19 protein-coding genes are annotated in these 24,972 nt (G+C 41.1%); 4 read left to right on the forward strand and 15 right to left on the reverse strand.

The window, feature by feature from the left end; genetic code table 11:
* Positions 1–84: 84 nt before the first annotated feature.
* Together ABF638_RS27180 and ABF638_RS27185 are read right to left on the reverse strand one after the other, a co-directional pair.
* The gene (locus tag ABF638_RS27180) at positions 85–1,332 is read right to left on the reverse strand and encodes a bifunctional sterol desaturase/short chain dehydrogenase (protein ID WP_435026005.1); all 1,248 of its coding nucleotides are present in this window, start codon (positions 1,330–1,332) and stop codon (positions 85–87) included.
* Positions 1,333–1,483: 151 nt separating this feature from the next.
* Complete coding sequence (locus ABF638_RS27185; RefSeq protein WP_435026006.1) at positions 1,484–3,208, reverse strand: ATP-binding protein; 1,725 nt, start codon at positions 3,206–3,208, stop codon at positions 1,484–1,486.
* Between the two features lie 1,102 nt (positions 3,209–4,310).
* Here ABF638_RS27185 and ABF638_RS27190 point away from each other — a divergent pair.
* Positions 4,311–4,760 (forward strand): CAAD domain-containing protein, encoded by a 450-nt coding sequence (locus ABF638_RS27190; RefSeq protein ID WP_181932075.1) that lies wholly within the window; start codon positions 4,311–4,313, stop codon positions 4,758–4,760.
* 265 nt (positions 4,761–5,025) lie between these two features.
* Here ABF638_RS27190 and ABF638_RS27195 read toward each other — a convergent pair whose 3' ends face one another.
* The 3 genes from ABF638_RS27195 to ABF638_RS27205 form a co-directional block, all read right to left on the reverse strand.
* On the reverse strand, positions 5,026–6,192 hold the full coding sequence (locus ABF638_RS27195; RefSeq protein ID WP_435026007.1) for an S-layer homology domain-containing protein: 1,167 nt from the start codon (positions 6,190–6,192) through the stop codon (positions 5,026–5,028).
* Between the two features lie 115 nt (positions 6,193–6,307).
* Complete coding sequence (locus tag ABF638_RS27200) at positions 6,308–7,093, reverse strand: Uma2 family endonuclease (protein WP_435026008.1); 786 nt, start codon at positions 7,091–7,093, stop codon at positions 6,308–6,310.
* A gap of 34 nt (positions 7,094–7,127) precedes the next feature.
* On the reverse strand, positions 7,128–7,280 hold the full coding sequence (locus tag ABF638_RS27205) for a hypothetical protein (RefSeq protein WP_435026009.1): 153 nt from the start codon (positions 7,278–7,280) through the stop codon (positions 7,128–7,130).
* Between the two features lie 76 nt (positions 7,281–7,356).
* Here ABF638_RS27205 and ABF638_RS27210 point away from each other — a divergent pair, with 76 nt between their 5' ends.
* Entirely contained in the window at positions 7,357–8,715 is a 1,359-nt protein-coding gene (locus ABF638_RS27210) for a sensor histidine kinase (protein ID WP_435026010.1), read from the forward strand.
* A gap of 88 nt (positions 8,716–8,803) precedes the next feature.
* On the opposite strand, the gene ABF638_RS27215 is transcribed toward ABF638_RS27210, so the two are convergent.
* The gene (locus ABF638_RS27215; RefSeq protein ID WP_435026011.1) at positions 8,804–10,309 is read right to left on the reverse strand and encodes a glycosyl hydrolase family 57; all 1,506 of its coding nucleotides are present in this window, start codon (positions 10,307–10,309) and stop codon (positions 8,804–8,806) included.
* 437 nt (positions 10,310–10,746) lie between these two features.
* Here ABF638_RS27215 and ABF638_RS27220 point away from each other — a divergent pair, with 437 nt between their 5' ends.
* Positions 10,747–11,985: a ScyD/ScyE family protein gene (locus tag ABF638_RS27220; RefSeq protein WP_435026012.1), complete on the forward strand. Its 1,239-nt coding sequence runs from the start codon at positions 10,747–10,749 to the stop codon at positions 11,983–11,985.
* A 38-nt stretch (positions 11,986–12,023) separates the two neighbouring features.
* Here ABF638_RS27220 and ABF638_RS27225 read toward each other — a convergent pair whose 3' ends face one another.
* The 8 genes from ABF638_RS27225 to ABF638_RS27260 form a co-directional block, all read right to left on the reverse strand.
* A complete protein-coding gene (locus ABF638_RS27225; RefSeq protein ID WP_435026014.1) occupies positions 12,024–12,845 on the reverse strand; it encodes an SDR family NAD(P)-dependent oxidoreductase in 822 nt (273 codons plus the stop codon).
* Between the two features lie 976 nt (positions 12,846–13,821).
* The gene (locus ABF638_RS27230; RefSeq protein WP_435026015.1) at positions 13,822–15,519 is read right to left on the reverse strand and encodes an alpha/beta hydrolase; all 1,698 of its coding nucleotides are present in this window, start codon (positions 15,517–15,519) and stop codon (positions 13,822–13,824) included.
* A 176-nt stretch (positions 15,520–15,695) separates the two neighbouring features.
* On the reverse strand, positions 15,696–15,881 hold the full coding sequence (locus tag ABF638_RS27235; RefSeq protein ID WP_435026016.1) for a hypothetical protein: 186 nt from the start codon (positions 15,879–15,881) through the stop codon (positions 15,696–15,698).
* A 105-nt stretch (positions 15,882–15,986) separates the two neighbouring features.
* Positions 15,987–16,910 carry an ion channel gene (locus tag ABF638_RS27240; protein ID WP_435026017.1) on the reverse strand — a complete coding sequence of 308 codons (924 nt, stop codon included), beginning with the start codon at positions 16,908–16,910 and terminating at the stop codon, positions 15,987–15,989.
* 174 nt (positions 16,911–17,084) lie between these two features.
* Complete coding sequence (locus ABF638_RS27245; RefSeq protein WP_435026018.1) at positions 17,085–17,987, reverse strand: YsnF/AvaK domain-containing protein; 903 nt, start codon at positions 17,985–17,987, stop codon at positions 17,085–17,087.
* Positions 17,988–18,203: 216 nt separating this feature from the next.
* The gene (locus tag ABF638_RS27250; protein ID WP_435026019.1) at positions 18,204–19,061 is read right to left on the reverse strand and encodes a DUF2382 domain-containing protein; all 858 of its coding nucleotides are present in this window, start codon (positions 19,059–19,061) and stop codon (positions 18,204–18,206) included.
* 506 nt (positions 19,062–19,567) lie between these two features.
* The gene (locus ABF638_RS27255) at positions 19,568–20,410 is read right to left on the reverse strand and encodes a DUF2382 domain-containing protein (protein WP_435026020.1); all 843 of its coding nucleotides are present in this window, start codon (positions 20,408–20,410) and stop codon (positions 19,568–19,570) included.
* 104 nt (positions 20,411–20,514) lie between these two features.
* Positions 20,515–20,679, reverse strand: a complete 165-nt coding sequence (locus tag ABF638_RS27260; RefSeq protein ID WP_435026021.1) for a hypothetical protein — start codon at positions 20,677–20,679, stop codon at positions 20,515–20,517.
* A gap of 107 nt (positions 20,680–20,786) precedes the next feature.
* Here ABF638_RS27260 and ABF638_RS27265 point away from each other — a divergent pair, with 107 nt between their 5' ends.
* On the forward strand, positions 20,787–21,521 hold the full coding sequence (locus ABF638_RS27265; RefSeq protein WP_435026022.1) for a DUF1995 family protein: 735 nt from the start codon (positions 20,787–20,789) through the stop codon (positions 21,519–21,521).
* Between the two features lie 201 nt (positions 21,522–21,722).
* Here ABF638_RS27265 and ABF638_RS27270 read toward each other — a convergent pair whose 3' ends face one another.
* On the reverse strand, positions 21,723–24,746 hold the full coding sequence (locus ABF638_RS27270) for a zinc-dependent metalloprotease (RefSeq protein ID WP_435026023.1): 3,024 nt from the start codon (positions 24,744–24,746) through the stop codon (positions 21,723–21,725).
* Positions 24,747–24,972 lie beyond the last annotated feature (226 nt).

The following is a 24,972-nucleotide window of genomic DNA, read 5'->3' on the forward strand; positions in this document are numbered from 1 at the left end:
TCGAATCTTTGTGATCTAAAATTTTCATCAAAAAGCCTTAACCGAACCGTATTGATATCTGGGTTATTACCTGGAAATTATCAACTAACTTTTGGCTGTCCGGCTGAAGATTCGATAGTATAACCATGTACTAGTTTCTTTTAAGGGAAATAGTAGATAGGTAAGAGGATTTATTGTCACAATAATATTTCGGAAGTCTCGCCGTGCCAAAAATAAGATAGCACGAGCAACTTGCGGTGCAGACATCACTCCATAAGGATTCAGTTGACTCTTAAATGGGCCAAGAATTAACTTGCGAATTACACAATCCCCATCCAAACGCTTAAGGGTAATCATATCTCCTAGCGATCGCTTGCTGAGTTCATAAAGCGGACTCAGCGCTGGAGAAACCTCAGCCTCAGAAGTATTCACCCAGATTTCCTTAGTTGCTTTTGCTTGTGGCCCTGTTACAGTTGTCGAAAATATATCCATCAACCGCAATGCGGAAAAGGTATTCACCTCATAAGAAGAGTTGATAGCCTCTGGTGTACGGCTGGTGTAGACATTGACTCCGTGGTTGATAATTAAAATATCTACTTTCTCTAAACTATCCCTCAAATTAGCTTCATTACCCAACTGCCAGGGAATTACCTTCACCCCAGCTTGCTCTACTAATTTTTCTGGATTAGTGGTTAATGCGACAACTTTAGCATTATTCTTTACAAGTTCAGCCGTCAACGCTTGACCCAAGGCTCCTGATGCTCCGGTTAAAGCGATGGTTTTACCCTTGAGAGACAGTCCTGTACCAAGAATTTTATCCACCAAGGGAAAGACACCACTGTAGTAAGCGTTGACATCATCAAAATGATGCCGCCAATGGTAAGACCGATTCACCCACCAAATGGATGGAATTGTTTCTAAAGGGCCGGGTAGGTGGTTGTAGTCTGTATCAATTTTTCCCTGAAAATATCGCACAGACGCGCCATACAAGAAGGTGCAAGCATAAACTACTCCTAGCCATAACCCCATTTGCTGGACAATTAAGGCAATGACTACCAATACCATCAGCAGTAGACTCGACTCTAAAATGTCGTGATATAGCTGGGATTCTTGGTAAACTTTCAGGGAAACTATCGATAAATCGCGGCGATAAGCCATGTGGTGCTTGTTGTGCCATTTAGCAAGCCAATTGACTTGGTGACACAAAGCATGGTAGCTGTCTCTCAAGACTTCAGCGAGTAAAAGTGAAAAAATTCCCCAAATAGCAAACTGTAAGCTGGCATTTAGCCAAACCCAATTAATTTGTAATCTTGCTTCAATCCCCATCAAGTTTTCAGCTAGCATTTTTATCATGTTTGTCTATACTCGTTTTTCTTAATCATTCTTTATGATCTGACAAAGGTGCATTAAGGTCGAGTCTAGAGCAAATAAAAATCAAAGGGAATGGGGAATGGGGAATGGGGAATGGGGAAAGGTTTTAAATGCATCCTTTACACCTTACTCTTCAATCCTGTACAGTCATTGGCAGACGAATGGTGAAAGTAGAACCAATTCCCGGCTGACTTTTGACAATAATTTCACCACCCATCATCTGGCAAAAGTGACGGCTAATTGCTAACCCCAGTCCCGTTCCTCCATACTTTTTCGTAGTCGAAGTATCTCCTTGTGTAAAAGGTTGAAATAACTGCTGCTGTTGACGATGAGACATACCTATACCTGTGTCGGTAACGGTAAAAGTAATGCTGCCCAAAGGAGCCTCTGGTCGGAATTCATCTTTTTCTCTCTTGACTGTCAGCGTCACCTTGCCGTTTGTAGTGAATTTACTGGCGTTGCTGAGTAAGTTTAACAATACCTGCCGCATCCTAGTTTGATCAGCGTACATGGTGCCAAGTTGCTCATCAAAATCCACTTCTAAAACATTGGCATTTTTTTCTATAGCTGGTTTGACTGTGAGGACGACGTTATGAATCAGCGTCCCAATCTCGAATGTCTCAGGATAGAGGGTCATTTTCCCCGCTTCAATTTTTGACAAGTCGAGGATTTCGTTAATCAAGTGCAGTAAATGCTTACCAGCAGCGTTAATTGTTTCTAAGTCTGTGATAAAGTCTCCCGATAAACCAAGATCGGTGGCGTCATCTTCTAGAAGTTGGCTCAAACCAATGACAGCATTTAATGGTGTGCGTAATTCGTGGCTGACATTGGCCAGAAATATGCTTTTTGCTTTGCTTGCAGCTTCGGCTAATTCTTTCGCTTGTTGTAATTCTTTTGTTCGCTCAGATACCCGCTCAATCAGACGATTTAGAGATTTGGCGAGTAAGCCGATTTCATCTTCAGTGGTAACGGGCGCTCGCAAATCAAAATTATGTTTTCTTGCAACTTGTTCAGCTACTTGGGTGACAGTGATAACTGGTTCAGCGATCGCGCGACTGGTACGCCAAGCTACAATAGCTGCGATCGCTACCGAAACCAGCATACTCATGATCACGATGAATCGCTCAACGATTTTCGCCTGCTCAACGGCTTTTTGCCTTTCTTGCTCTTGATCTTCAGCAGTTTGCAGGATGTTAGTCAAGTTTTGCGAAAGCTGGTCTAGCCGCATGGCTGTTCCACCACGCATTATTGTTAATAACTGCGATCGGGCAGAGGAAATCTCCTCAGGCTGCACTTGCTGAGAATCAATTTCCTGTAAGACTACCTCTATTTGGTCAACGTAAGCTTTTAAATTAGTCTGGTAATCCAGCAATAAAGTCTGTAAAGTCGAACTTGTTGCTGCTAGTCTTTTCGGTTTACTGTCAATAAATCCACCAATTTTTGACTCTAATTGCTTGGCTTTTTCAACATTCTTCAGAAAATCAGCTTTTTTGCTTTGCAGTTGTTGTGAATTTTCTAATACAGCAACTAGGTTAGAGCTATGTAATTGCGCCCCAATGACTGCATCTTTATAATTACTCAGTAGTTGTCCTTGTTCATAGGCTTGATTGAATTGTCTGACTTCCCTTCCCCGGTAGTAGTTGGCGATCACCAACCCAGTCAGTGAGCCAAAAAAGCCAATTCCGATCGCTACAAAGTAACCATAGCCAATTTTTTGATGGATGCGCCAAGAACTAGCTTTGAGTTTCCCTCGTGAGGGAAATTCTATAGTTGGGAGTTCGTCTGTCGATGGTTCTTCGGCTGGCACTTTTTTGCTTTCTGAACTGCTGTCGATAGGGGTTGGCTTTTGAGTTGGCATTTCTCAAACCTCCTTGCCTTCCCACAAAAATCACCAAATTAGTCTAGCTTGTACAAACACTTCAATTTAGTCATTAACATCTACATTATCTTCTTTTATCGCAAGAGCAAATCGTTGCTTATTAGATAATTAGCATAACCTTATATTATATGAGTGCTTTTGATAGCAATGCTCCTAAGTAAACTTACGAAGGCGTACAGAATTCACTTTTGTCAGCAGCAATGAATAGTTTTCTGCACTAATGACCCGCCAGAGAGCATTTTCTCTTTACCACAACACTTTCCTCAATATGCGGTTGATAGCAATTAGTTTTTGCCATCAGGTACGCCACTACTCTACCTTACTGCTTCCTTATAAAATTAATACAATCAGGAAAAAAAACAAAAGGTTTGACATTTGTTGGATATGGGTCATGGGCGATTATGAAAAAGGGTAAAGGGTAAAGGGGAAGGGGGAAGGGGTTTGTTTCTTTATCCTTTTCCCTTTGTCCTAAGCTAATCAGCATTTAAGTTGCATAACACCAGGGCTGAAGCCCTTACTACAAGCGAATCAGTCTGGAAAAATGAATGACGATTAGCTTATCTTCTCCCTCATCCCCCAGTATCGAGTCACGTTTATCATAAAATAAGTTAAAAGTCTAGTCTGTATGAACACACAAAAATTTTTATTACGTATTAATATCAATACGAATGGGTTAATTGACGAACGCGGTCTAAGATAGCTTTAATATCAGATAAAATCCGCTTCTAGGCTTATATAAATGAGAGGTGGACTGATTTTTGCATGATTTGTACTTAGATTTAGTACGATTATGAGCAAATGACACGGAATGGGATAATCACAACCTGAGGATTCCAGTTGATTCTAAAAAATAGTATCAGAAGGTTGATTATAATACATCTTGCTGCCTTCTGAATTCTATCCTCCTACTGACTGTCTACCTTGTAGTTGATGCAGTAGATATTACGGGGCAATTATGGTTATAGGACACTAAAACCCTTTTGTGACCTTCACCCAATTGTAATGATGCACTTGTGCATTACCTAATCAACAGCCTTTTGGTTGTAATTATCCAGATTAGAAAAACTCAACTGTCAAATTTATGGGAGTGAAAATGCCAGAACAAGAATTTACGGAAACCGCATCTAAAGAGACTACAGTGGCAGAGATCAACAACCAAACGGGAACCATCACCAAAATCCAGCCTCCCGCACAGTCTCAAGATGAATGGCTAAAATACGGTGAGCAAATTTCTAGCTTTTTAGCAACATTGCCAGAATATCTGGGAAGCTTCTTTAATCAATATAAGCAACCACTGGTCACTGTTGGTTTAATTGTGGGATCAATTGTTGGGGTTAAAGTACTCTTGGCAATATTAGATGCTTTGAATGATATACCCTTGGTAGCACCTACTTTTGAGTTGATTGGTATTGGTTACTCTGCCTGGTTTGTTTACCGCTATTTACTCAAAGCCTCAACCAGGAAAGAGTTAACTAGTGAAATCACCACTCTTAAATCACAAGTTGTCGGTAAAGAAATTCCAGAAGCTTAATATCTGATTATCGCTTCTCTACGAACGCGGGAGCATGTCGTAGACAGACGCTACCCATAGCTTGCTTCTGTATAGGAGTACGCTCTAATTTCAAATCACAGAAGTCTGATCGCCGGAAGTCGGCAATCAGACTTCTCGCTAAATTCCCTACAAGTTCATTAACAATTCGTAATTACGTTATAGATATATTCTAAATCCCGATCAATAACGCTACGATCTTTATAAATAAGGGACTCTAACCCTTAGTTTAATTACGAATTACGAATTATTGTTGAGACGAACCTCCGGCAGACAATTTACCATTTAGGTTCTGTTTTGGAGTCTGCAAAACTCCTGGAGATATTTTGGGCGATGCCTGCTGCGGGCTACGCCTACGCACAATATTTTGAGATGGAATTGCCTCCAACTTGCCCTGTTTTACTAAAGCTTGATGAATCATCGCCGCTACTTCAGCCCGACTAGCTACTTTGTTGGGATCAAGGACTTGTGAATTTGGATAGTTAACTACCAGACCATTGGTTGTAGCAGCGGCTATTTTGCTAGTAGCATAAGTTGGAATGTCTTTAGCATCTTTATAGACACTTAAAATCTTATTTGGGGAAGTGGGTGCTTGCAGATTTAACCCACTGGCAAGGGCAACTAAAACTTGCACTCGTGAAATATTTTGTTGTGGCTTGAAGGATTGTTTCGGGTAGCCTTTGAGAAATCCGGCACTAATGGCTTGGTCAATTGCTGGAGTTGCCCAGAATTTTGCTGGTACATCTTGAAATGCGATCGCAGTCTTAGACTGTTTTTGCTCAAAAGCCTTTTGCAGTATAGCAGCAAATTCGGCGCGGTTTACAGGCTGATTTGGTCTAAAAGAATAATCAGGAAACCCCTTGAGAATACCACGGGAAGAAAGAACGTCTATAAAACGCCGACCCCAAAAGTCAGTCGGCACATCGTTAAATGCAATTGGCGGCGGAATGATTGATTTTTGTTTTGCCGGAGTTACTAAAGGCAATGCTGATGATACAATCGTCGACTCAACTTCTGTTGAAGAGGATACAGGTGGTTGTGGGGATTGAGTTGGGATTACCTGAGTAGATGGCAACACTGCGCCAGAAGGAGTTGCGCTATTAGTTGGGAATGAAGGTGTCGTGGGTTCAACAACAGCCCCAGGTGGAGAATAGGGTAGAATGCTTTTCGGCACTGCATTTGGTTCTACCTTGGGAGTAGGGGAAGTCAATACTTGATTTGGTTGAACACTAGAAGACGGAGTGGGGGAAGGCGACAGCAGCCCGTTTAAGTCTAAGCTAGAATCCCTGCGGGACAATGACCAAAAAAGAATCGCTCCGATAGTGGTGAAGGCAACCAAAATGGCTATAAATTCATCAAAGCCAAGGGCAGTTCTTTGGGATGACTCCGGTTCGGAAGGAGGTTTATTTGTCATCGTGATTACCCTGGTAGCAGTAAAATTTGTGTCTAAACAAATTAAGCCACAGATGACTGTTTTACACCAGCCTTTTTTAATTCGTAATTCGTAATTCGTAATTTCTAGTAAAATATCATGCTTCTGGTTCAACGCCGAGCGATCGCAATTGGGCCGCTAGGCGATCGGCTCTTTCGCGTTCTTGTTCGGCTCTTTCGCGTTCTTTTTCTGCTCTTTTACGTTCTCGTTCTGCTCTTTCATCCCCACTCAACAGCAAATTACCTTGTAAATCCCACCAACGCAGCCAGGGTAATTCCACATTCTGATAAACTCCCTGCCATAAACCTAATTCAACACCCAAAGAAACAATGGGATAATGTCCTCGTTCATTTGCTGGTAAAATCTGATACTGTCCTTCAATCAGATGATAAACTTCTATACTGGCCTTACTCGCTTCATAAATGCCGTAGAAGGGAGGACGAATTACTTGCTCATAAATCCAAAATTTACCCTTCCAAGGAGTTTTATCTCGCTCTTCACTACCGTCCCCAGAGACAAATTCTAAGATAATCAACGGAGCAATAAACTCTCGCCACAATACATAAGAACGTCGTGTTTGCCCATTTAGTGTAGGCGGTACATTCGGTACATAAAACCAATCCGGTGCTTCTGCGCCTTTTTCAGGGGGATCAGTCAAGCGCCAGTAAATGCCTAAGTCCTGACCAATGCAATATTGGCCTTCAGGATTTAATTCCTCGATGATAGGTTGAATCGAGTCAGTTAGTAAGATGCTTTGAGGATGCTCTTGCCAGTTTTTGCCTCCGGCACGCTCCGCGAACACGAAAGTGCCATCGGAATCAGGAAGCTGGGTATGGTCAGGAAAAGGGGTGAGGGCGTTGGGTGGATTGGTTACAGAGGTCATAACGCTACCTTTGCACTCTTTGTAAAGGTTGTTTTTAGTGTAGCTTGCGTAGGCGTAGCCCGTCGTAGACATCGCTCTCTAAATATTCTCCACCCAAATCAGAAATCGCACGCCAATTGCTTCCAGTCACCTGAGAAAGATTTTCACCTTGACAGACCCCACTAGTCTTACTAAATACCCAAACCAAAACCGGATTTTGAGGGTGGCAGAATGTAAAATATTAACTTATTGTTTACCTGTCTTTGAAAAAATCAGGGTGTCTAGTGCCAGAAGAATTCAGTTACCAAATCTCACCGCCATTTTTGTCTGAGGGTAGCGATCGCGATCTTGGTTTGGATTCAACCCTCCAAGAGCTACCAATGTATAACTTCACGGTGGAAATCAACCACACTGGTATGGAAGTGGCTAGTTTTTTGGAAAAATATCCCCTGTTACCAGGAGTAATTTTGGTAGAACAGGGACAATTCATTGGAATGATTTCCCGGCGGCGGCTGCTGGAATTTTTAATTCGCCCATTCGGACAAGAGTTATTTGTTCAGCAACCATTAGCCGTTCTCTACAGCTATGCGCGAACGCCGATGTTGCTGGTTACAGATACAACATCGATTTTAACTACGATGCAACTTAGCTTAAAGCGATCGCCAGAATTATTAGCAGAACCAATTGTAGTACAAACCGAATCTGGTGCTTATAGATTGTTAGATGTCCAAGAATTGAATATTATTTCTTGGCAAATTCGAGGAATCGACAATCTAGTGCGGTATGAGCGTAGCCAAGCCCAATTGATTCAAAATGATAAAATGGCAAATCTGGGGCGTTTGGTTGACGGCGTAGCGCATGAAATTTTAGACCCAGTAGGTTTTATTTGGGGTAACATAACTTATGTTTCAACCTACAGCCAAGATTTACTCAAACTGATAGCAGCTTACGATCAAGAGTTACCATCAGTTTCTCAGGCAATTAATCAGATCAAAGAAGAAATTGAATTTGATTTTTTAGAACAAGATTTGTCGCGATCGCTTGCCAGTATCCGCACTGGAGCAGAAAGATTAAAGAAACTCGTCACCAGTCTACAAAACTTCTGTCATATAGATGAACTATATCCTAAACCAGTAGATTTACATGCCTGTATAGATAGTATTATTCTGTTAATAAATAGCCGGATTCAAGGAGAAATTGAAATCGTCAAATACTACGGACAATTACCGCCCGTATATTGCTTTATGGGGCAGCTAAACCAGGTTTTGTTGAATATTTTAAGTGAAGTTGTGGATACTTTACTCAATGAAGCAGTGCGACAGCAGTTGCATTTAGACGAGACAAAAACTGTTCAAAAACCCCGAATTGAGATTACCACAGAAGTTATTTCACAAGAAGCAAGTAATCCAAATGCACCAGATTCTCGCTGGGTTTTAATTCGTATTGCTGACAATGGCTCTGGAATGTCTCAAGAATTACAACAGCAAATTACGGATTCTTTTTCACTTGAAACAAAGAATGGTAAAAATACTAGTTTAGCGGTAAGTTATCGAATTATTACTGTGAGACATGGCGGTAAATTGAATTTTCATTCACAGACTGGTATCGGTACAAAATTTGAAATCCTATTGCCTTTAGTTTGATTAAACCTCAGCTAAGTATTGGGTCTTTGAAGACGCGATAAATCGCGTCTCTACATAAGGATTTTGAGCTTATCTGAACTGTATTGATCTATAATCTCGCAGTCGTTTGCAGCAAGCTTTCGCCACGTTGGTAAATTTCCCGTGCGTGATCAGTCCAAGCACCTTGTCCCCAATAACGAAAACAACTGGTTTGCAACAACAGGTTATGTAGAAGAACATTACGATAATGAGATTGTCTGGTTACAGGTTCTGCTGAGTCAACTTGTTGTAATGGATCAAATTTTTGATGGAATAAACTGCTTAATTGATACATGGGGGACAACACATTTTCATATCCTTTTACCCAACTGATATGATTTGTCCACGATGCTCCATCCAGATGAAAATTAGAGTTTGTTTGCTTTAATTCTTGAATGGCATTCTCTACAGCCTGCGGTTGAGTATTATCTGGTGAAACTCGCTCCCAAATTTGATGTTGTCCCACTGGCTGACAAGTTGGATAATCTTCAGGTTTGCATCCAGCAGCTTCGATTAATTCTAAATATTCTGTACCACACACTCCAACAACACCTGATTTTCCTCCGCTGTTATTTACCATATCCCACCACGCTTGTTTAAAAGCGCTAGGAAATTCATTCATCATCACGCCGCCATTTTCACCATCGCCAATTTGGCTAACAATTGGTGGCACAAATACACTACCAATTTGTTGTTTGGATAATGTCTTCGCTTCATAATAAGGCTGCATCTGAGCAACTAATTTAGTATCCGAACCTTGGGTTTTAATTAACGCTGGGATGCTAATTGTTTCACCTTGAGAATTACGGGCAATTAGACGATGTGGTAAATGTTTATAAGCGAGAGATTGACCAGTAAGAGTTTCTACAGAATGTTCTTGAACAAGTAGCCAGCGATATCCACATTCTTTCAGTGCTTTCACAAATTCAAAGAGAGCATCAGGGTGATTTGGTAGGTGCATTTCTGGAGGCGAAAATCCTTTGACTCGCGCTAGTGCTTCCCAGCCAAAAATTGCGGCAAAGTGATGTTGCCATGCAACGATATGTAATTTAATATCTGCTATGGGTGTGGAAGGAATAACTGCATGACCCCACATTGTACCCAGCCATTCTACATAAGGTTGGTAGGTGCGATCGCAAGTAATCCGTTTAAGATTATCCAGAACATCACCGCGTCCCATTTGCCGCAGTCCCCACAGCAGATTACCAGAGTAATCCAACATCACACGCGGATTGCAACCTTGACTTACAAGTTCGGGGATCAAGTCACCTATGCGGCTGTAACAATGGGCAAAAGGATCTGCATTGTGGTTATCCCCTTCATGAGGATGTTCAAACATATATTGCAGATTGCTGATCAGTGTACCGCCATTTCCAGCAGGTATAGTTGGCTGGTGCATGTGTAAGGCGATCGCAAACACAGCATTTACGTCTTCTAAGCGGATATTCGTTGTGGGTAAAAATACTGGTTGATCTTGGTTAACTACAGAGAGAACCTCTGTTTCCCAACCAGAAATATTCGGTAAGCCATCAATGATTTCGGGCAAAGGAGTCAGAGTTGTAGGGAAAGAAAGCATTTCTGTTTGCTCCGAAACAAGGTATGTCTAATTATGCGATCGCACAGCAATTTCTGCTCTGTAACTTTATGTATTGATGCAAACTGCGATCGCCTTGTAGTCCCGCAAAATCTGTGTAGTTCAACAGTTGGAATATCACACTTGTATAAAAAGCGTTAGAGAATATACAGCAATTCTATTTAATTTTGTTGCTAGAGATGTACATCTGTACGCCTCTATAGCCGATTCATTATGTTGCAAAGATTTTTGGAAATGGTATGATACAACTCAAAATTCAGAAATCCAGATAAAACCTGAATTTCTGGGCTTGGATCTGTTTCCTTCTTTTAAAGTAAGCTGTAAAATCCCCAAAAACTATAAACATTAAATATTATTATTTTTCAAGATAAAATTTTCTATTCTATGCTTTAGGCAAATTTAATTTTAGGAGGAGTCTCATGAAACTAAAACAATTTGGAATTACATTTTTGAGTGTTTGTATTGCTGCTTTTTCGGGAATGAAAGCAGCAGAGGCGGCATCATTTTCGGTAATTGCTGATGGTCTTAATAATCCACGAGGTCTAACTTTTGGTACTGATGGGAATCTCTACGTCACCGAAGCAGGAACAGGCGGGAGTGGAGCTTGTGTTCCTTCACCGAGCGTTGCCAACCAATCTTTATGTTATGGCACAACTGGTGCAGTTACCAAAATTGCAAATGGTACGCAAGAACGTATACTTACAGGACTTCCTTCTTTAGCATTACCAGATGGTACTGATACTTCTGGGCCTCAAGATATCAAATTTGATGCTACTGGCAAGCCTTATATTGCAATTGGGTATGGTTCAAATCCCACATTTCGGGCGGCATTAGGTAATACTGACTTAGGAAAAATCATTACTGCTAATTTCAATACAAATTCGTGGACTAGTGTTGCTGATTTAGCTAATTATGAACTTGCAAACAATCCAGATCAAGGCGATCTAATTAGCAATCCCTTCTCTCTTCTTTTAGATGGAAATAAGATTGTTGCAGTTGATACTGGTGCTAATGAGTTACTCAGCGTAGGTACTGATGGCAGTAATTTAAAGGCGATCGCCACAATTCCCCGACAGATATTAACTAATCCAATTTTCCCCTCTGGCCCATCATCATCGCCATTTGAAATCCAAGCAGTACCGACAAATATCGCTAAAGGCCCAGATGGCGCTTATTATATTAGCGAATTAACTGGTTTTCCTTTTCCAGAAGGTGAAGCAAAAATCTATCGAATTGGTGCTGATGGTCAACCAACAGTTTATACCGATGGCTTTACCCAACTTACTGACTTAGATTTTGATGCTGAGGGTAATTTATATGCTTTGCAGTACGCTAATCAGTCACTCTGGAAAGGTAATCTAGATGGTGCTGTGATTAAAATAGCGACTGATGGAACTCGCACAACTATTCTTAGTGGCAATAGATTAGAGTCTCCTACTGCTTTGACTATTGGTGCTGATGGTGCTATCTACGTGACAAACCGAGGCGATCGCCCTGGACTTGGACAAGTTCTCAAAATTGAGAATCCTAAGTCTGTTCCTGAATCTAGTTCTACTTTCAGCTTATTAGCATTTCTTGGCACTGTGAGCATTGCTTTGTTGCACAAGAATAAAGCTAAACGACTGAAGATTTCGGACAAGTTTGTTCAGGAATGCTGAGTGTTGAGTCAGCGATCGCTCTCGGTGTCTCCCCTTCTCTACGAGACGCTACGCGAAGGGATAAGTTTTTCCATAGGTCGTTGTCTTCTTGGTGCTGGCGGAGCTGCTATTCGTAAAATTAGCTCTAGCAACCAAGGCGCGATGCGTTGACACAACACCGCTAAATGACTTTGCCATCCGACTAAAATTTCTGGTGAATCATTTTGCATTCCGGTAACGAGTGCTTTCGCCACTTGCTGGGGAGTCATGGGGATCACCCAACGAAATAGTTTTAAGTCGCGCACCATGTCTGTGTCTGTCAGGGAAGGCAATAATGCAATGACGCGAATATTGTGTTCAGCTAGTTCTTGGCGCAAGGCTTGGGTAAATCCTAAGATGGCAAACTTGGTTGCTGAGTATGTCGCCATCGTTGGTGCCGCCACTTTCCCCATCAGGCTCGATACATTGACAATTGTCCCTTGTCTTTGGCTGGCCATGCGTCTAGCAATCAAACTAGTTAGGTTGTACATTCCTAACAAGTTCACAGAGAGTTCTTCTTGAACTTGGGGCATTTTAGATTGTAAGAACGAGGTTTGGTATGCGACTCCCGCACAGTTAACCAGCAGGTGAATCTGTCCGAAATTGCGCCACAGTTGGGCAACAGCGATATTTACATCAATTGTCTGCGTCAAATCTAAGGCTACGATCGCAGTTTTTGTTCCCATAGCCTCAATTTCGTCGGCTACCTCGACTAACTTTTGGCGATCGCGTGCCACCAATATCAGCCGCTTGATGCCTTGTTGCGCTAGTTCGAGAGCGATCGCTCGTCCAATTCCACGAGAAGCCCCTGTAATTAGGGCAACTTTACCTTGAATCTCCATTCGTTTTATCCTCCAAAATCTAAGTCCTACCAAACTCTTCGTTATTGCCGATATACACAATCAAGAGCTACTTGCTTGTCGGCACAAGGTAAGACAAATAATCAATCACAATTGAAATCAAACTGAAACTGAAACTAAGCCTTTGGCAACGAGATATTTCTTGGTTAATCTGCAATCCCTCATAATTGTCTATACGAGGCAGAAATTTCTCGTTTTTAACCCGTCAAACCCTAACACAATTGACTGAATGCATGTAGCTCATAGATTTTATGTCTCCTAGATCCGAGCGCTCATCAGCATCGTTGTCATACACACGTTAGCAATTAAATCAAGGCATTGCAATATTCTTTAATAAGGATTTCTTAATACTTCTTAACGACAAGCATATATATATAAAAGATTTTATTAAATAAGTTTTTATGAATCCCTCAGTATAAATATCTTAATTCCCTGACAAAGAGCCACTTTTTTGGGAAATTGCTATGTCTAATTCACAGCTTAGAGACAAAAAAGACATATAGCATTTTGCCTTATGGTTGCAATAGTTAGCTCCAAATAAACTCACAGAATTGCATCAGTAAATTTACTGTTTTATTGAAAATAAAGGTTGATGATTTTTATTTTTTGAAAAGAGTAGGAGCAGGCTAAATGATTGTCTTGAATTATCTACCAAACTTTAAGACAAATGCTAATTTCTTTAGGTTTAGCTTTGAGTTTATCAAAGTAAGGCTTGAGACTTGCCTTGTCTATAGCAAACTTCAATCATCCATCAACAATAAGATCCCCAACTTCTTAGGGAAGTTGGGGATCTGAACTATAAGTCAATATGATTCCTAATTGATGATTATGCCTAAAGCTACACTCCGTATATTTACGTAATTAGTAATTATCCCCACAGTTCAATCTGCTTACTCCTTCCTCCTGCTTTCTCCCAAGGGGAGACGCTAAAAGCGATCTGCCTCCTGTCTTCTGCCTCCTAAAAAGAAGTTGGTTGAGGATTTGATGCTTTGCTTGACTGGGGAGTTGAGCCATTCCAAATTTGATTGAACTGATCTACTGGCAATGACTGTAAAAGACTGAGATTAAGCGGCTCTTTACTAATGAATGTGCCGTAGGAGGGCTGCAAATAAGAACGGTATTCAGGACGGTTGAGGATATGGGTTTCTACAAAAGCTAGGCTAAGGGCGTTGAGATAGGAATAAACAGCATCACGATCGGGGCCTAGCAAGGCAGGTGGTACAGGTAAGATATCGTTTTCAGCAGTAGGTTCAGCGATCGCTGAAAAGTGGGTAGCGTTTTCGATCAAAGCCAGGTACTTATTGGAGTCCGAAAGCCAGGTAAAGGGACGAATTTGCTCAAATACGGGTGGAGCAAAAATATCTTGACTACCTGCTACCAGCATTACCGGAATTTTAATTTGACTGACTCCCTCCTGACCCAAAATTGAACTATCAATGGGATTAATCGCAATTATGGCCTTGATGCGATCGTCTTTGAGTTCATAATTTCCCGGAGGTAACTCAGTTGCTTGGCACTGCAAAATCAGCGACAAATTAAACGATGAATTATTGGGACTACAATCTTGGCGTAGTTGCTCAAAGTTAATCTTTGCCCCTGCTAGAGCCAAAACCGTATAACCGCCAAAGGAATGACCGATCGCCCCAATTTGCTGAAAATTGAGTTTTCCTTGGAGGGTAGGATCAGATTTGTCTAGACGTTCGAGTTCATCAAGTAGATATTTGATATCCAAAGGTCGGTTGATAAATTCTGCTGCTTCTGGCGGCCCCGCCAAACCTGCAAAATATTGTTGAATGCGTTCGGCATTACTACCAGGGTGTTCCAGAACAGCAACGGCAAAACCATAGGATGCTAGATGTTCAGCCAGGTAGACAAAGGGAGAACGATCTGAGGCGACACCATGAGAAATGACAATCAGGGGAAAGGGAGGTGATGGAGAGTTTTGAGTTTTGAGTTGTAAGTTTTGAGTTGTAGGTAAATAGATATCCACCGGTAGACGGCGATTACGAGAAAAGTCATTTAGCTCGAAGGTTTTTTTCTGCGAGCGGAATTGTCCTGGCGATCGCAAATCTAGTTTTTTCGAGAAGTCAACAGTTGAATTTGCTGCTTGTGCGATCGCCTCTTTTTGAAGAGAGGCAATAATTTCATCCTTTCTTTTGAGCAATTGCGACAAGTCATCGACTATCCTTAACCCCTCTGTGAAATTCACCCGCATAGTATTGCTGGGAAATTTACGCAGCAAATTCACCACTGTTAAACCCTCTTGATCAGCAGCAGACAAAATCAAAGAGGCACGTATAGCATAGAAGCCATTATTTCGAGACTCAGTGAGGAGTAATTCTCCTAAACGTCGCATCAGCTGCTCGCCGATAGGTGAGTAGGTAACTTGAGATACTAGTGTAGGAGTTACATTGAACCTTTGTTGGAGTAAATCACGCAGTTGAGCAACTTGTTCAGAAGTAGCACGATTAGCGTAAAAGGAAAGTTCGTCATCGATTTTGCCTTCTTTAGCAAAAGTTTCTAGCGAGTCCACAGATAAAGAAAATTCGCCAAAGGGAGGGTAAAAAAAGCTAATGCGTTCAGCTCCCAATCCGGGAGTAGCAGTCAATAAAGTAGATAGTAAACCTAAACCCACATATCTCAAAAATTTTTTCATTATAAAAACCCACTGTCTAACCCTGCCAAACAATTTTGGGCAGAGAGGAAAGCGGGGCGGGATCTATAACCGCTTTCCTGTTTACACAGGCTAAAAGCACAAGAAAGCAAGTACTTACATCCATAGTTTCGCATATACGTAATAATCGGCACTAAATTAAATTTCAGGATGGTAGGCTAGCACATCATGGGTAGCAAATTTTTCAGCCAAACAGCATCAGTAGCGCGATAATTATTAATATAGAGATCAAAATACGTTATATGTCCTTCACCTCCTGCGCCTCTTGTGTCGTCGTCCTCAACCAACAACAGGAGCAAAACATCTGCCACCAGAACCAGTGCCCGGATGTGCCAGTTAACCACAGTAAGAACATAGTTAAAAGTTGCACTGTAGTTGAAAATGGTCGCGTGGTCGTTAAACCCTTACAACCACAACTCAATCAGACTTGCGAATAACTTTCAGAAATTTCAACTCTTTTCATCTAAAGGTAAAACATCGTGGAAGCGGTTGTAATCAATGTAGCGATATCCATCGGGTGTGTGGTGGAAGATATCGACAAATTGATTGTTCCACAAAATCTCATTAGCACCATAACTATGACGGGCATGAACAACCTGTGCAACCGTTTCATCAATGCCACTCAAAGAGATGATCACCATAGTATTTGTCTGGGTTAACGATTCTGGTGTCATCCCATATAGAGGGCTAAACTCATCAATCACATGCATCACTGACCAGCTTAATGTGAAGCTAGGTGTTTGGCTCCTCAGCAGTTTGAGATCGTAGAATCGACGTATGAATTGCCCTTCTAGGGTTACTTCGTCGCGCATCAAGTAGACTCGCATTTGCGCCTCCAGAATCATATTGCGACGCCGATTAGCGGTGCGAAATATGAGAGTTGGCATCGCATTATGAGATGTAATTACTGCTACACGACTAAAAAGCACACGAGCTGTAGGCCTAGAGAATCGAGCAAACGCTAGTCCTGTCATCACAGCAATTCCCACCAAACCGATCATTGCTTCAATGGTGACAATAATGTTGGCGTAAGTTGTTTTAGGATACATTGCCCCATAGCCGATGGATGCCAGGGTTTGCACGCTAAAGAAAAAGACATCTAAAAAAGAGCCAGGTCGGGCGTTGGCAATACAATCTCCTCCTATCAAGTAAGCTAGGGCAAATAGAGCATTAATAGTTATATAAAAAGTACAGATAAGGATCAGAAAGCCAGTCCAGGGAATCGTTAGCAGGAGATGATAGGGATCGCGCCAGTAGGAATGCCATACACCCATACCCATAATCTCAAATTTTCCATCTCGAACTTGAATCTGAATAGGTGGGATCAGATGCTGTCGTTTCTTCCGTGAAAGTCTCTTCAGTCGAAATTTCATTGCAAGTAGCCAAAAGAACGGCAACTGCTTAGTATTGTAAATTAAGTTGCTTTGGAGACATTGAACTTCTCCACAAGGGAGAGTTAGCAGAACGGAAACTTCACCTTTATTTTCTGAAATCAGCAAAAAAATAGGGTGAACATTGTCCACCCTAGTAATTTATCTGCTAGAAACTTATTTTTCTGGCTTTAGTGATTGACCTTTAGAACAGCGGTCAAACCACTCCTGATATTTTTTCTGGTGTGACTCATCTTCCACAGCAATGGTCACTCGCACTCGCTTGCAGCCGTGATTTTGCTCTAGTGCGATCGCATTCAATAATAAACTAGCAATTTTAGGTGAGCTAAATTCGCTGCTTACCGTTAAACCGCTGTCAAAACCTGTAGTAAATTCAACTCTTTCTACGTCGGTCAAGTCAACGCCAGCAATTTCTCCCTCTCCTAAATCAATTTCTGCGAGTTGTTTGTGTTCTGGGCTAACTTGTTCCACAATCAGTTTTTCACGCCGGACAGGAACTTGTATCATCCGGGTTTCAATTACTTTGCGAACAATCACCTCACCAACTTTACGCTTACTGCTTTCAACAACTAGTCGTTCTTCTAGTAGACGAATAATCTGTTCTTCAGTAGCCTGCTCTAAATTTACGGTATTAACTAGGCTATTTGTAGTTTGATTATTCGCTAGTTGCTCAGTTGAGTTGCTATCGCCTGGTTTTTCTGTTTCTAAATATTCAGGCATATACTCTATTTCTGATTTGTTTAAGTCTATGAAAACAGATTTATTCGGCTTGTCAATTTGTTTTATTCTCTGGCTCTGCAAGCGAAATAAAGAAGGATGTTTATCGGCTAACTGCTGACCATGTTCTACAGTTTGCTGATTCAACTGCCTAGATATAACTAAGTTTAGCCGGCGATTAGCATCCACAATTAAATCATGAACTATTCCTACTAGCTGACCTTCCTTATCGAAGACAGAAAAATTACTCACCTTCTTTCTTAACTCTGCCAGTGAGGTGCTAGTAGTGCCAGGATTACCGTTTGTCTGCCTAATGTTTTTTGCCATCAGTTGGCTATTCATATACAAAATTTATGAACTGCTTTCTATTTAGCTAAATTAAATTAGTCACTTTGATACCATTTAGAAAACGTTTGTGAATCAAGAGTAAAATTCGCAATCCAAAATCTAACCTGGGATCAATTATTGCAAGTACAGGTAAAGCTAATTCAACAGCCTCACCTGCACTGTGTCGAATTAATTATTAGTCATTAGTTACTAGCTAATGACTATATTTAGTTAGTGTTCTTGAATCGGAAGATTACCAGAATTCACATCTAACTCTTCACGACGCACAGTTTCTTGAGTTTCAACTGTGTCTTGATCTACCACTTTTCTCACTCTAACTTCTTCACGCAAAAATGCTTCTTTGCGAACATCAGGAGTTTCTTCGTGAATTTCTATGCGAGCAACTTCGCCTTCACGGAAATCTGCTTCGCGCCCAGAGACAGACGTACCCGCATCTGTTGGAGTTACACGTTCAATCACAACTCGTTCTCTTTCTATGGGCACTGCAACCCGTGCAGTATCAGTCTCAACATGCTTGCCAATCGTTACTTCTCCAGTTTTTTGGCGTCGTTTACTGGCAATCAGCCGTTCTTCATACAATCTCAGAGTTTGATGATCTTGCTCATTTAACCCGTATAAAGAAGGCTCACGTTCGTAATTGTAGGTATCACGGGCGTAAGTGGGTGTTGTATCTAATGGTGCTGAAGCTTCTACAGGAGGGGTATAGTCTGTGGGTTGACGATATACACCACGCACCCGTTCTTCATAGTCGTAATCAAGGGTTTGGCGTTCATTGAACTCAGGTAAATCTTCTGCTTGCTCTCTAGTCAAGCCAATTGTGTACACGCGGTCAACGTTATAGTCGATACGGGCACGACCAAGTGGTAGCAATACTTTCTTACCAAAAATCCAGAATCCTAAGTCAACAACTAGATAGCGAAAATGACCTTCCTCATCCACTAAAACGTCGCTAACAGTGCCAATTTTTTCATCAGTTCCTTGTGTATATACTCCAAGCCCCTTAATATCGTGACCTTCAAAGGTTTCCCGGTAGTTAGGCTCAAAATCTTCTAATTTGTAAAGAACCATTATATTTAACCTCAAAAAATTTTTCTTCATCTCTTAATAACTAAACTAGACATTTTTTGATTTGTATACCTCCTTCTGGCGAATGAATTGTTTCCAATACCAAACAATCAAAAGTTATAGAAATTGTTTATCAAGATAGCTAAATAAAGACATACAAATTGTGAGTCTTTCACTTTTTTGTAAAAATATATCTAGCCTTAATGCATGTATTGCCAGAGATATTAAAATCTCACAACAAAGCTTTACATCTTGACGCGATTTATCAATATGTAAATTTTTTTAAGGTTAAAGTTCCCAAGCTATCTAATAAATTGGGAACTTTTTGGTTTAAGAAACACAGATATAGATAAAAATTAATACCAATTTGAAAAAAGAATTTTATAGATGGAGTATTCACAGAATACACACAGCAATTCCCAATTCAAAATCTAAAATCCAAAATGGTATAATTTTACCTGCATGATTATTTTAGATAAATCTACCAAACAAACTTATTAATTAGCTAATTAAAGAGCTTCATGGGTAGTCATCCCATTTTCTTGCACATTTAAATTCCCCGCAGTATCGACATCTAACTCTTCTCGACGAATGGTGTCTTGTGCTTCCACAGTGTCCCGTTCTACTACTTTCTTGACCCGGACTTCTTCACGCACAAAGGCTTCTTTATGTATCTCAGGCGTTTCTTCATACACTTCTATGCGTGCTACTTCCCCTTCTTGAAACTTAATTTCATTGGGATCTAGAACCTTTCCTGCTTCTGTTGGCATAACTCGCTCAATCAGAACTCGTTCTTTTTGAATAGGTATCGTAACGCGTGCAGTTTCTGTTTCAATGTGCTTACCAACGGTTACTTCTCCAGTTTTTATGCGGTGTTTGTTGGCAATTAATCGTTCTTCATAGAGTCTAAAAGTTTGATCAGATTGCTCATTTAACCCGTATAAATCTGGTTCTTTCTGATAATTGTATGTATCGCGATCGTAAGTCACACCGCTGGTTAAAGAACGAAATACACCACGGACATTTTCTTCATAATCCTTATCAAGGATCGCATCTTCTTTGTGATCGGGTAAATTTTCTATTTGCTGTCTGCTTAACCCGTCAACATACACGCGTCTTTCTGGATAATTGATCCGGGAAAGACCAATTGGTAGCAATATTTTCTTGCTAGCAAAATCTAAGCTTATATCAATAATTAAATACCGAAAATGACCATCGTCATCAACTAAAACATCAGCCACGGAGCCTACTCTTTCTCCTCCCTCAGTATAAACATCCAGCGCTTTAATGTCGTCTACACCAAAAGTTTCTCGATAGTTTTGGTCAAAGTGTTCAAGTTTATGAAGAGGCATATACTGTTACCTAATTTGTTTATAACGTTTATTTGATAGTATAAAAAATATTGTGCTAAGTCTCCTCCTGCTGGCGACTGAGTTCAGTTGAGATATTTGATGATTTATAATTCATACTTGATGAGAAAATACTCAAGTTGAACACTATTGAGAATCAATAGAGATATAACTAAAGTTATAAAAAGAAGACATTGTACTGGTATGAAATAGGTTTTAACTGGTCGAGCGATCGCTCCGTAGTCGATTACCAAATTTCTACCCGATCGCATAAAACACCCCTGCTTTTTAAAGGAGTTGAGCGATCTCCTCTGCGTCAGTCCTAATTAAGAGCCAATACTGAAACAATAGGAGTAGACACTAGAGCACCATGTAGATTATGAGTGAACTTCCAAATAGTCTTGAAGATGCGATCGCCCAATCTCGTATAGCCGTTCAAGCTGCCCTTGCAGATGGCTGCACTCGCATACAAGTTGAGTTCCTGTTCCCAGAACTCAAGTTTATGCCGGTGGCGGAACAATTTCTACCTGCGTTTACAGAATACGATTCCCGTTTGAAGATTTTCTTTGCTGACGCTGGGGCTGCGGCCCTCGCCCGCCGCGATTGGGCTGATGCACCATTTCAAATTTTGGATATCGGTACGGGAAGGGCTGCTTCCTTGCAGACAAAAATTCAGCCAGAGGACGAAATTTTCTTATTCATCGCCCCCACATCTGTAGAAGTACCGCAGTTAGAAAAGTTATGTGAAGTAATAGGCGATCGCCCTTTAGTCTTGTTAAATCCTCGCTTAGAAGATTCTGGAACCGTGGGCATTGGTTATACAGCGAGAAAAATCCGCGATCGCTTTATCAGTACGATTGAATCTGCCTATTACGTGCGCCCCATAGACGATGAAAGTGCCCTATATCGCTGCTACCCAGGACAGTGGGAAGTTTGGCTGGACACCGCTGGCGAATATCAAAGAATTGCCGAATTACCCACAAAACCATCTGGTGATGATTTGGATCTCATTGTTTTAAAAGGACAACCGCAAACAACAACAGACGCGACACCCACAAGAAAGCCCAATGTGTTTAAGAGTTTACAACGGTTCTTAAAGGCGTTGAGTAGTTAATACCAATTTTTTATGAAGCTGCATAGAATTCGATCCCCCCTAGCCCCCCTTATTAAGGGGGGAACCGGAAAAACTATCAAATTCCCCCTTTTTAAGGGGGATTTAGGGGGATCAAGATATATGCAACTTCACATTAAATTGGTATAAGAGTTAGGAGTTAGGAATTTTATTATTAACTCCTCACTGTTCACTCCTAACTTTTTAATTCCCTTGCAACGGGGCGTTTAAGACTTTCTCGATGCGATCGCGCGTTTCTAGTAAGTGCGCTTTGGTGTATTCATCCTCGGAATTAACCCCCTTGAGTTTCTCATCTAGTTGTTTGAGTTTATACCAAGCTAGAGTACGAGCATCTTCAGGAACATATTCTTTTCGCAATACCATACCAGTCAAAATGTCCAGATATTGACGCTGCAAGCCTCGCCGTAAACTGGTAATCTTCATTGGTTTACCTTTTGGTTTGATGACTTCCGTCCAAATACCTGATTGCAAAGTTTCAAATAGTTCAGGTAGAGTCAGTGCATTTTCGGGCTTTGTTTTGAGTTCAATATCCTTGAGGCGAGAGAGGCGATCGCCTGAGAATAAATCCCGCAACACAGAACCCTGCATGAGTAGCACCAAGTCATGAATTGGATAATCTAAACGACCAACTTGAGGAGAACTACCCCAATGTCGCCAGCGAGAAGGTGCTAATTTATTCAGTAGTTCGGGTGAAAAACTCAGGGCATCTTCTGCAAATACGTATTTTTGTAGGGTTTCTAAGGCCTGCCGTTGTTGTTCAACTGGTACTGGTTCAAATGGTAATCGGTGTTGGCCGACTTCAGAGACTTTCTCGGAGGCTATCTCGTTAGGGCGGATGCGATAGAAAGATTGTCCCCCAATGTATTTTGTGGTGTAATATATTTGCTGGAAATAGTTACCCAATACTGTACTAAAACGTTCGCTCACATCACTGTAACTATCACCAGCCAATGGATAACGTTTATCGAGACGTTCCCACATCACCCGCGAATTATTCAATTGCCACTGAGAATAAAGCAGCACATTACCACTGTTATCCCAAGCATTGGCAGTTGGGTCAAGGTCATAGACATCTTCATCTGTGGAATAACTCAACTCTGGCTTGTAAGATTCTGCTGCAATTTCCTCCAAAATTGGCTTTTCTGCTAGAGGAGTTGATGTTTGAATTGCTATGTAACCATACTTAATCGCCCATTCATCATAAACCCCCACCATACTGGGAAAATAATCTCCCTGTTTTGTCCCTTGAGGGGCAATATTTGGGGGAATATAGTCCATCACAGAAGTTGTCAAACCTTTAGTTTTGGTAATTTCCGTATTATTCATTTCCTCCGGTGCTAGCAGTGTACTACCACGGAAGTTATGACGTAAACCAAGAGTATGTCCAACTTCGTGAGCAATGATTAAACGTAAGTATTGATTGATATATTCTTTCACCTGATCTGGAGTGGCCATAGTATCTGGCAGCAGTGACATCGCCAATGAACCAACGGCAAACTGGTTAGCAGCTTCCATCCCGTAGCATAAATCGTACTCGCCTGCCATTTTTGATAAACGACTCAACAACCCCTGTTCCCCTTGCATTTGCTGGGGCATACCATTGTTTTTCGCATCTAAACCATTAGCGCAAAGTAGACGATTTTGCATCAAAGCTGATAAAGTAGTGCGATTTTGTGTTTGGCTAGATTGTTGGCTAGGTTGGACGATTTTGCGATACTCACTCTTTAGTAGCCTGACAAAGCTGGCATCTACGAGAATATCTGCATCCAAAATTTCTCCAGTCAAGGGGTTAACGCGGGATGGCCCCATTGCAAAGTAGCCATCGACTGTGTTAATCCAGCGAATCGTGTTGTAACGAATATCTGCTGGGTCCCATGTGGCGTCATCTGGCATTTGGCGGACTTCAATTGCATCCTTGAATCCAGCTTTGAGAAAGGCTTTGTTCCACATCAGGACACCTTCTTTCATCGCATCGCGGTACTCTAAAGGCACAGCGTTATCAATCCAGAAGACAATCGGTTTTTTGGGTGGAGAAATTTTTGCTTTTGGGTCTTGTTTTTCCAAATGCCAGCGATTGATGTAGCGGACAAAAGAATCGCCGCGATCGTCTTTGGATAAGTCTTGGTAGGCGGTGATGAAATAGCCGATGCGATCGTCAGCAATACGCGGTCGATAATCTTTATCAGGTAGTTGCGAGAGACTATAGTGGACACGCAGGGTAAAGCCACGGTTGTCAGCTAGCGACGCAAAGCTTGCTATTTCACTTTCACGGCCAGTACCACCAGAGAAATTCAAAACTGATTCGATTTCTAAATTTTGGGGAAAAGCTTTAGCAGTACCAAAATAAGACTGGTCTGTGCTTCCTGGGACTCCTAAACTTACAGATAATCCAGCTAAATCTGCCAGTAGTAAATCGCCCAAGTCGATGAGAAAAGTTTTGCGTTGTGGATGAATACTTTTAATGGAAATGCTGTAGAGAACAGAGTCACTAAAAGACCGGGCTAGCGATCGCGCCTGGGGATCTCCCTCACGAGTGCGAAAATTCACATTGCGAATGACAAAGTTTAGTTTATCATCCACCCGTTGGAAATAAAACAAAAAATCTTGTAGAGGCATACCACTGTAAATACCCCGTTCGCCAATACCTGATTCCAGCGTTGCCGTAGCTAGGTAATTTTTATTGAGTTGCTCTGGCTTAATTTCTAGATAAATTTTATTCTTTTCTTTATTGCGATAAAGGGTGAATAATCCCCCTGACTTTTGGGTATCTTTGATTACTTCGTCAAACGCCTCTAAATCATCCTTTGCTACTGGTTTACTAGGATTAGGCTTGGCATTCGGTTTTGCAACTTGTAAAAATGGTTGCTGCCCCGCTTTTTTAGGATCTTTTACTACCCAAATGAACGGTTGAGGCTGTGCATGTTTCTTTTGATTAACTACCCAAACTTGTCCCGAAGGTAGCTTCTTTTCCTGAGAAAGATTAATATTTTTTAGCGATAAAGCTGAAATATTAGTTGGAGAAGTTTCTGTGGTTAACTGACTATTAGATTTCTCTCCAATTCTGCCTGTAACTACACCTTTTACAACCTTATGTTTGACTGACAACTCGGTATCAACTTTGTTAAAAGATGGTGACTTGGCACTAGCCGTTGCTATCCCTAAAAATAAACTATGTAACAAAATCATATAAAAGCTTAATTTGTTCATCGCATCCATTCCCCGATAACTATCACGCAATTAATTTTTAACTTTTGTAAAGCTATATAGCCTACTCTCTGCCGATTATCTTAGCTGCTTTATATTAAGCAATAAACTTTCGACTTCAATTTTAGTTGCCATCTTTCAGTTTTTCTATGCTGTTTTAGTGTAGGATTTCTCCCAGAAATGTTGAATCCTAATACAAAACTTTACATATCTAGTTACACTAACTCTA

The sequence above is a fragment of the Nostoc sp. CALU 1950 genome, assembly GCF_051172895.1.
GTDB classification, from domain to species: Bacteria; Cyanobacteriota; Cyanobacteriia; order Cyanobacteriales; family Nostocaceae; genus Nostoc; species Nostoc edaphicum_A.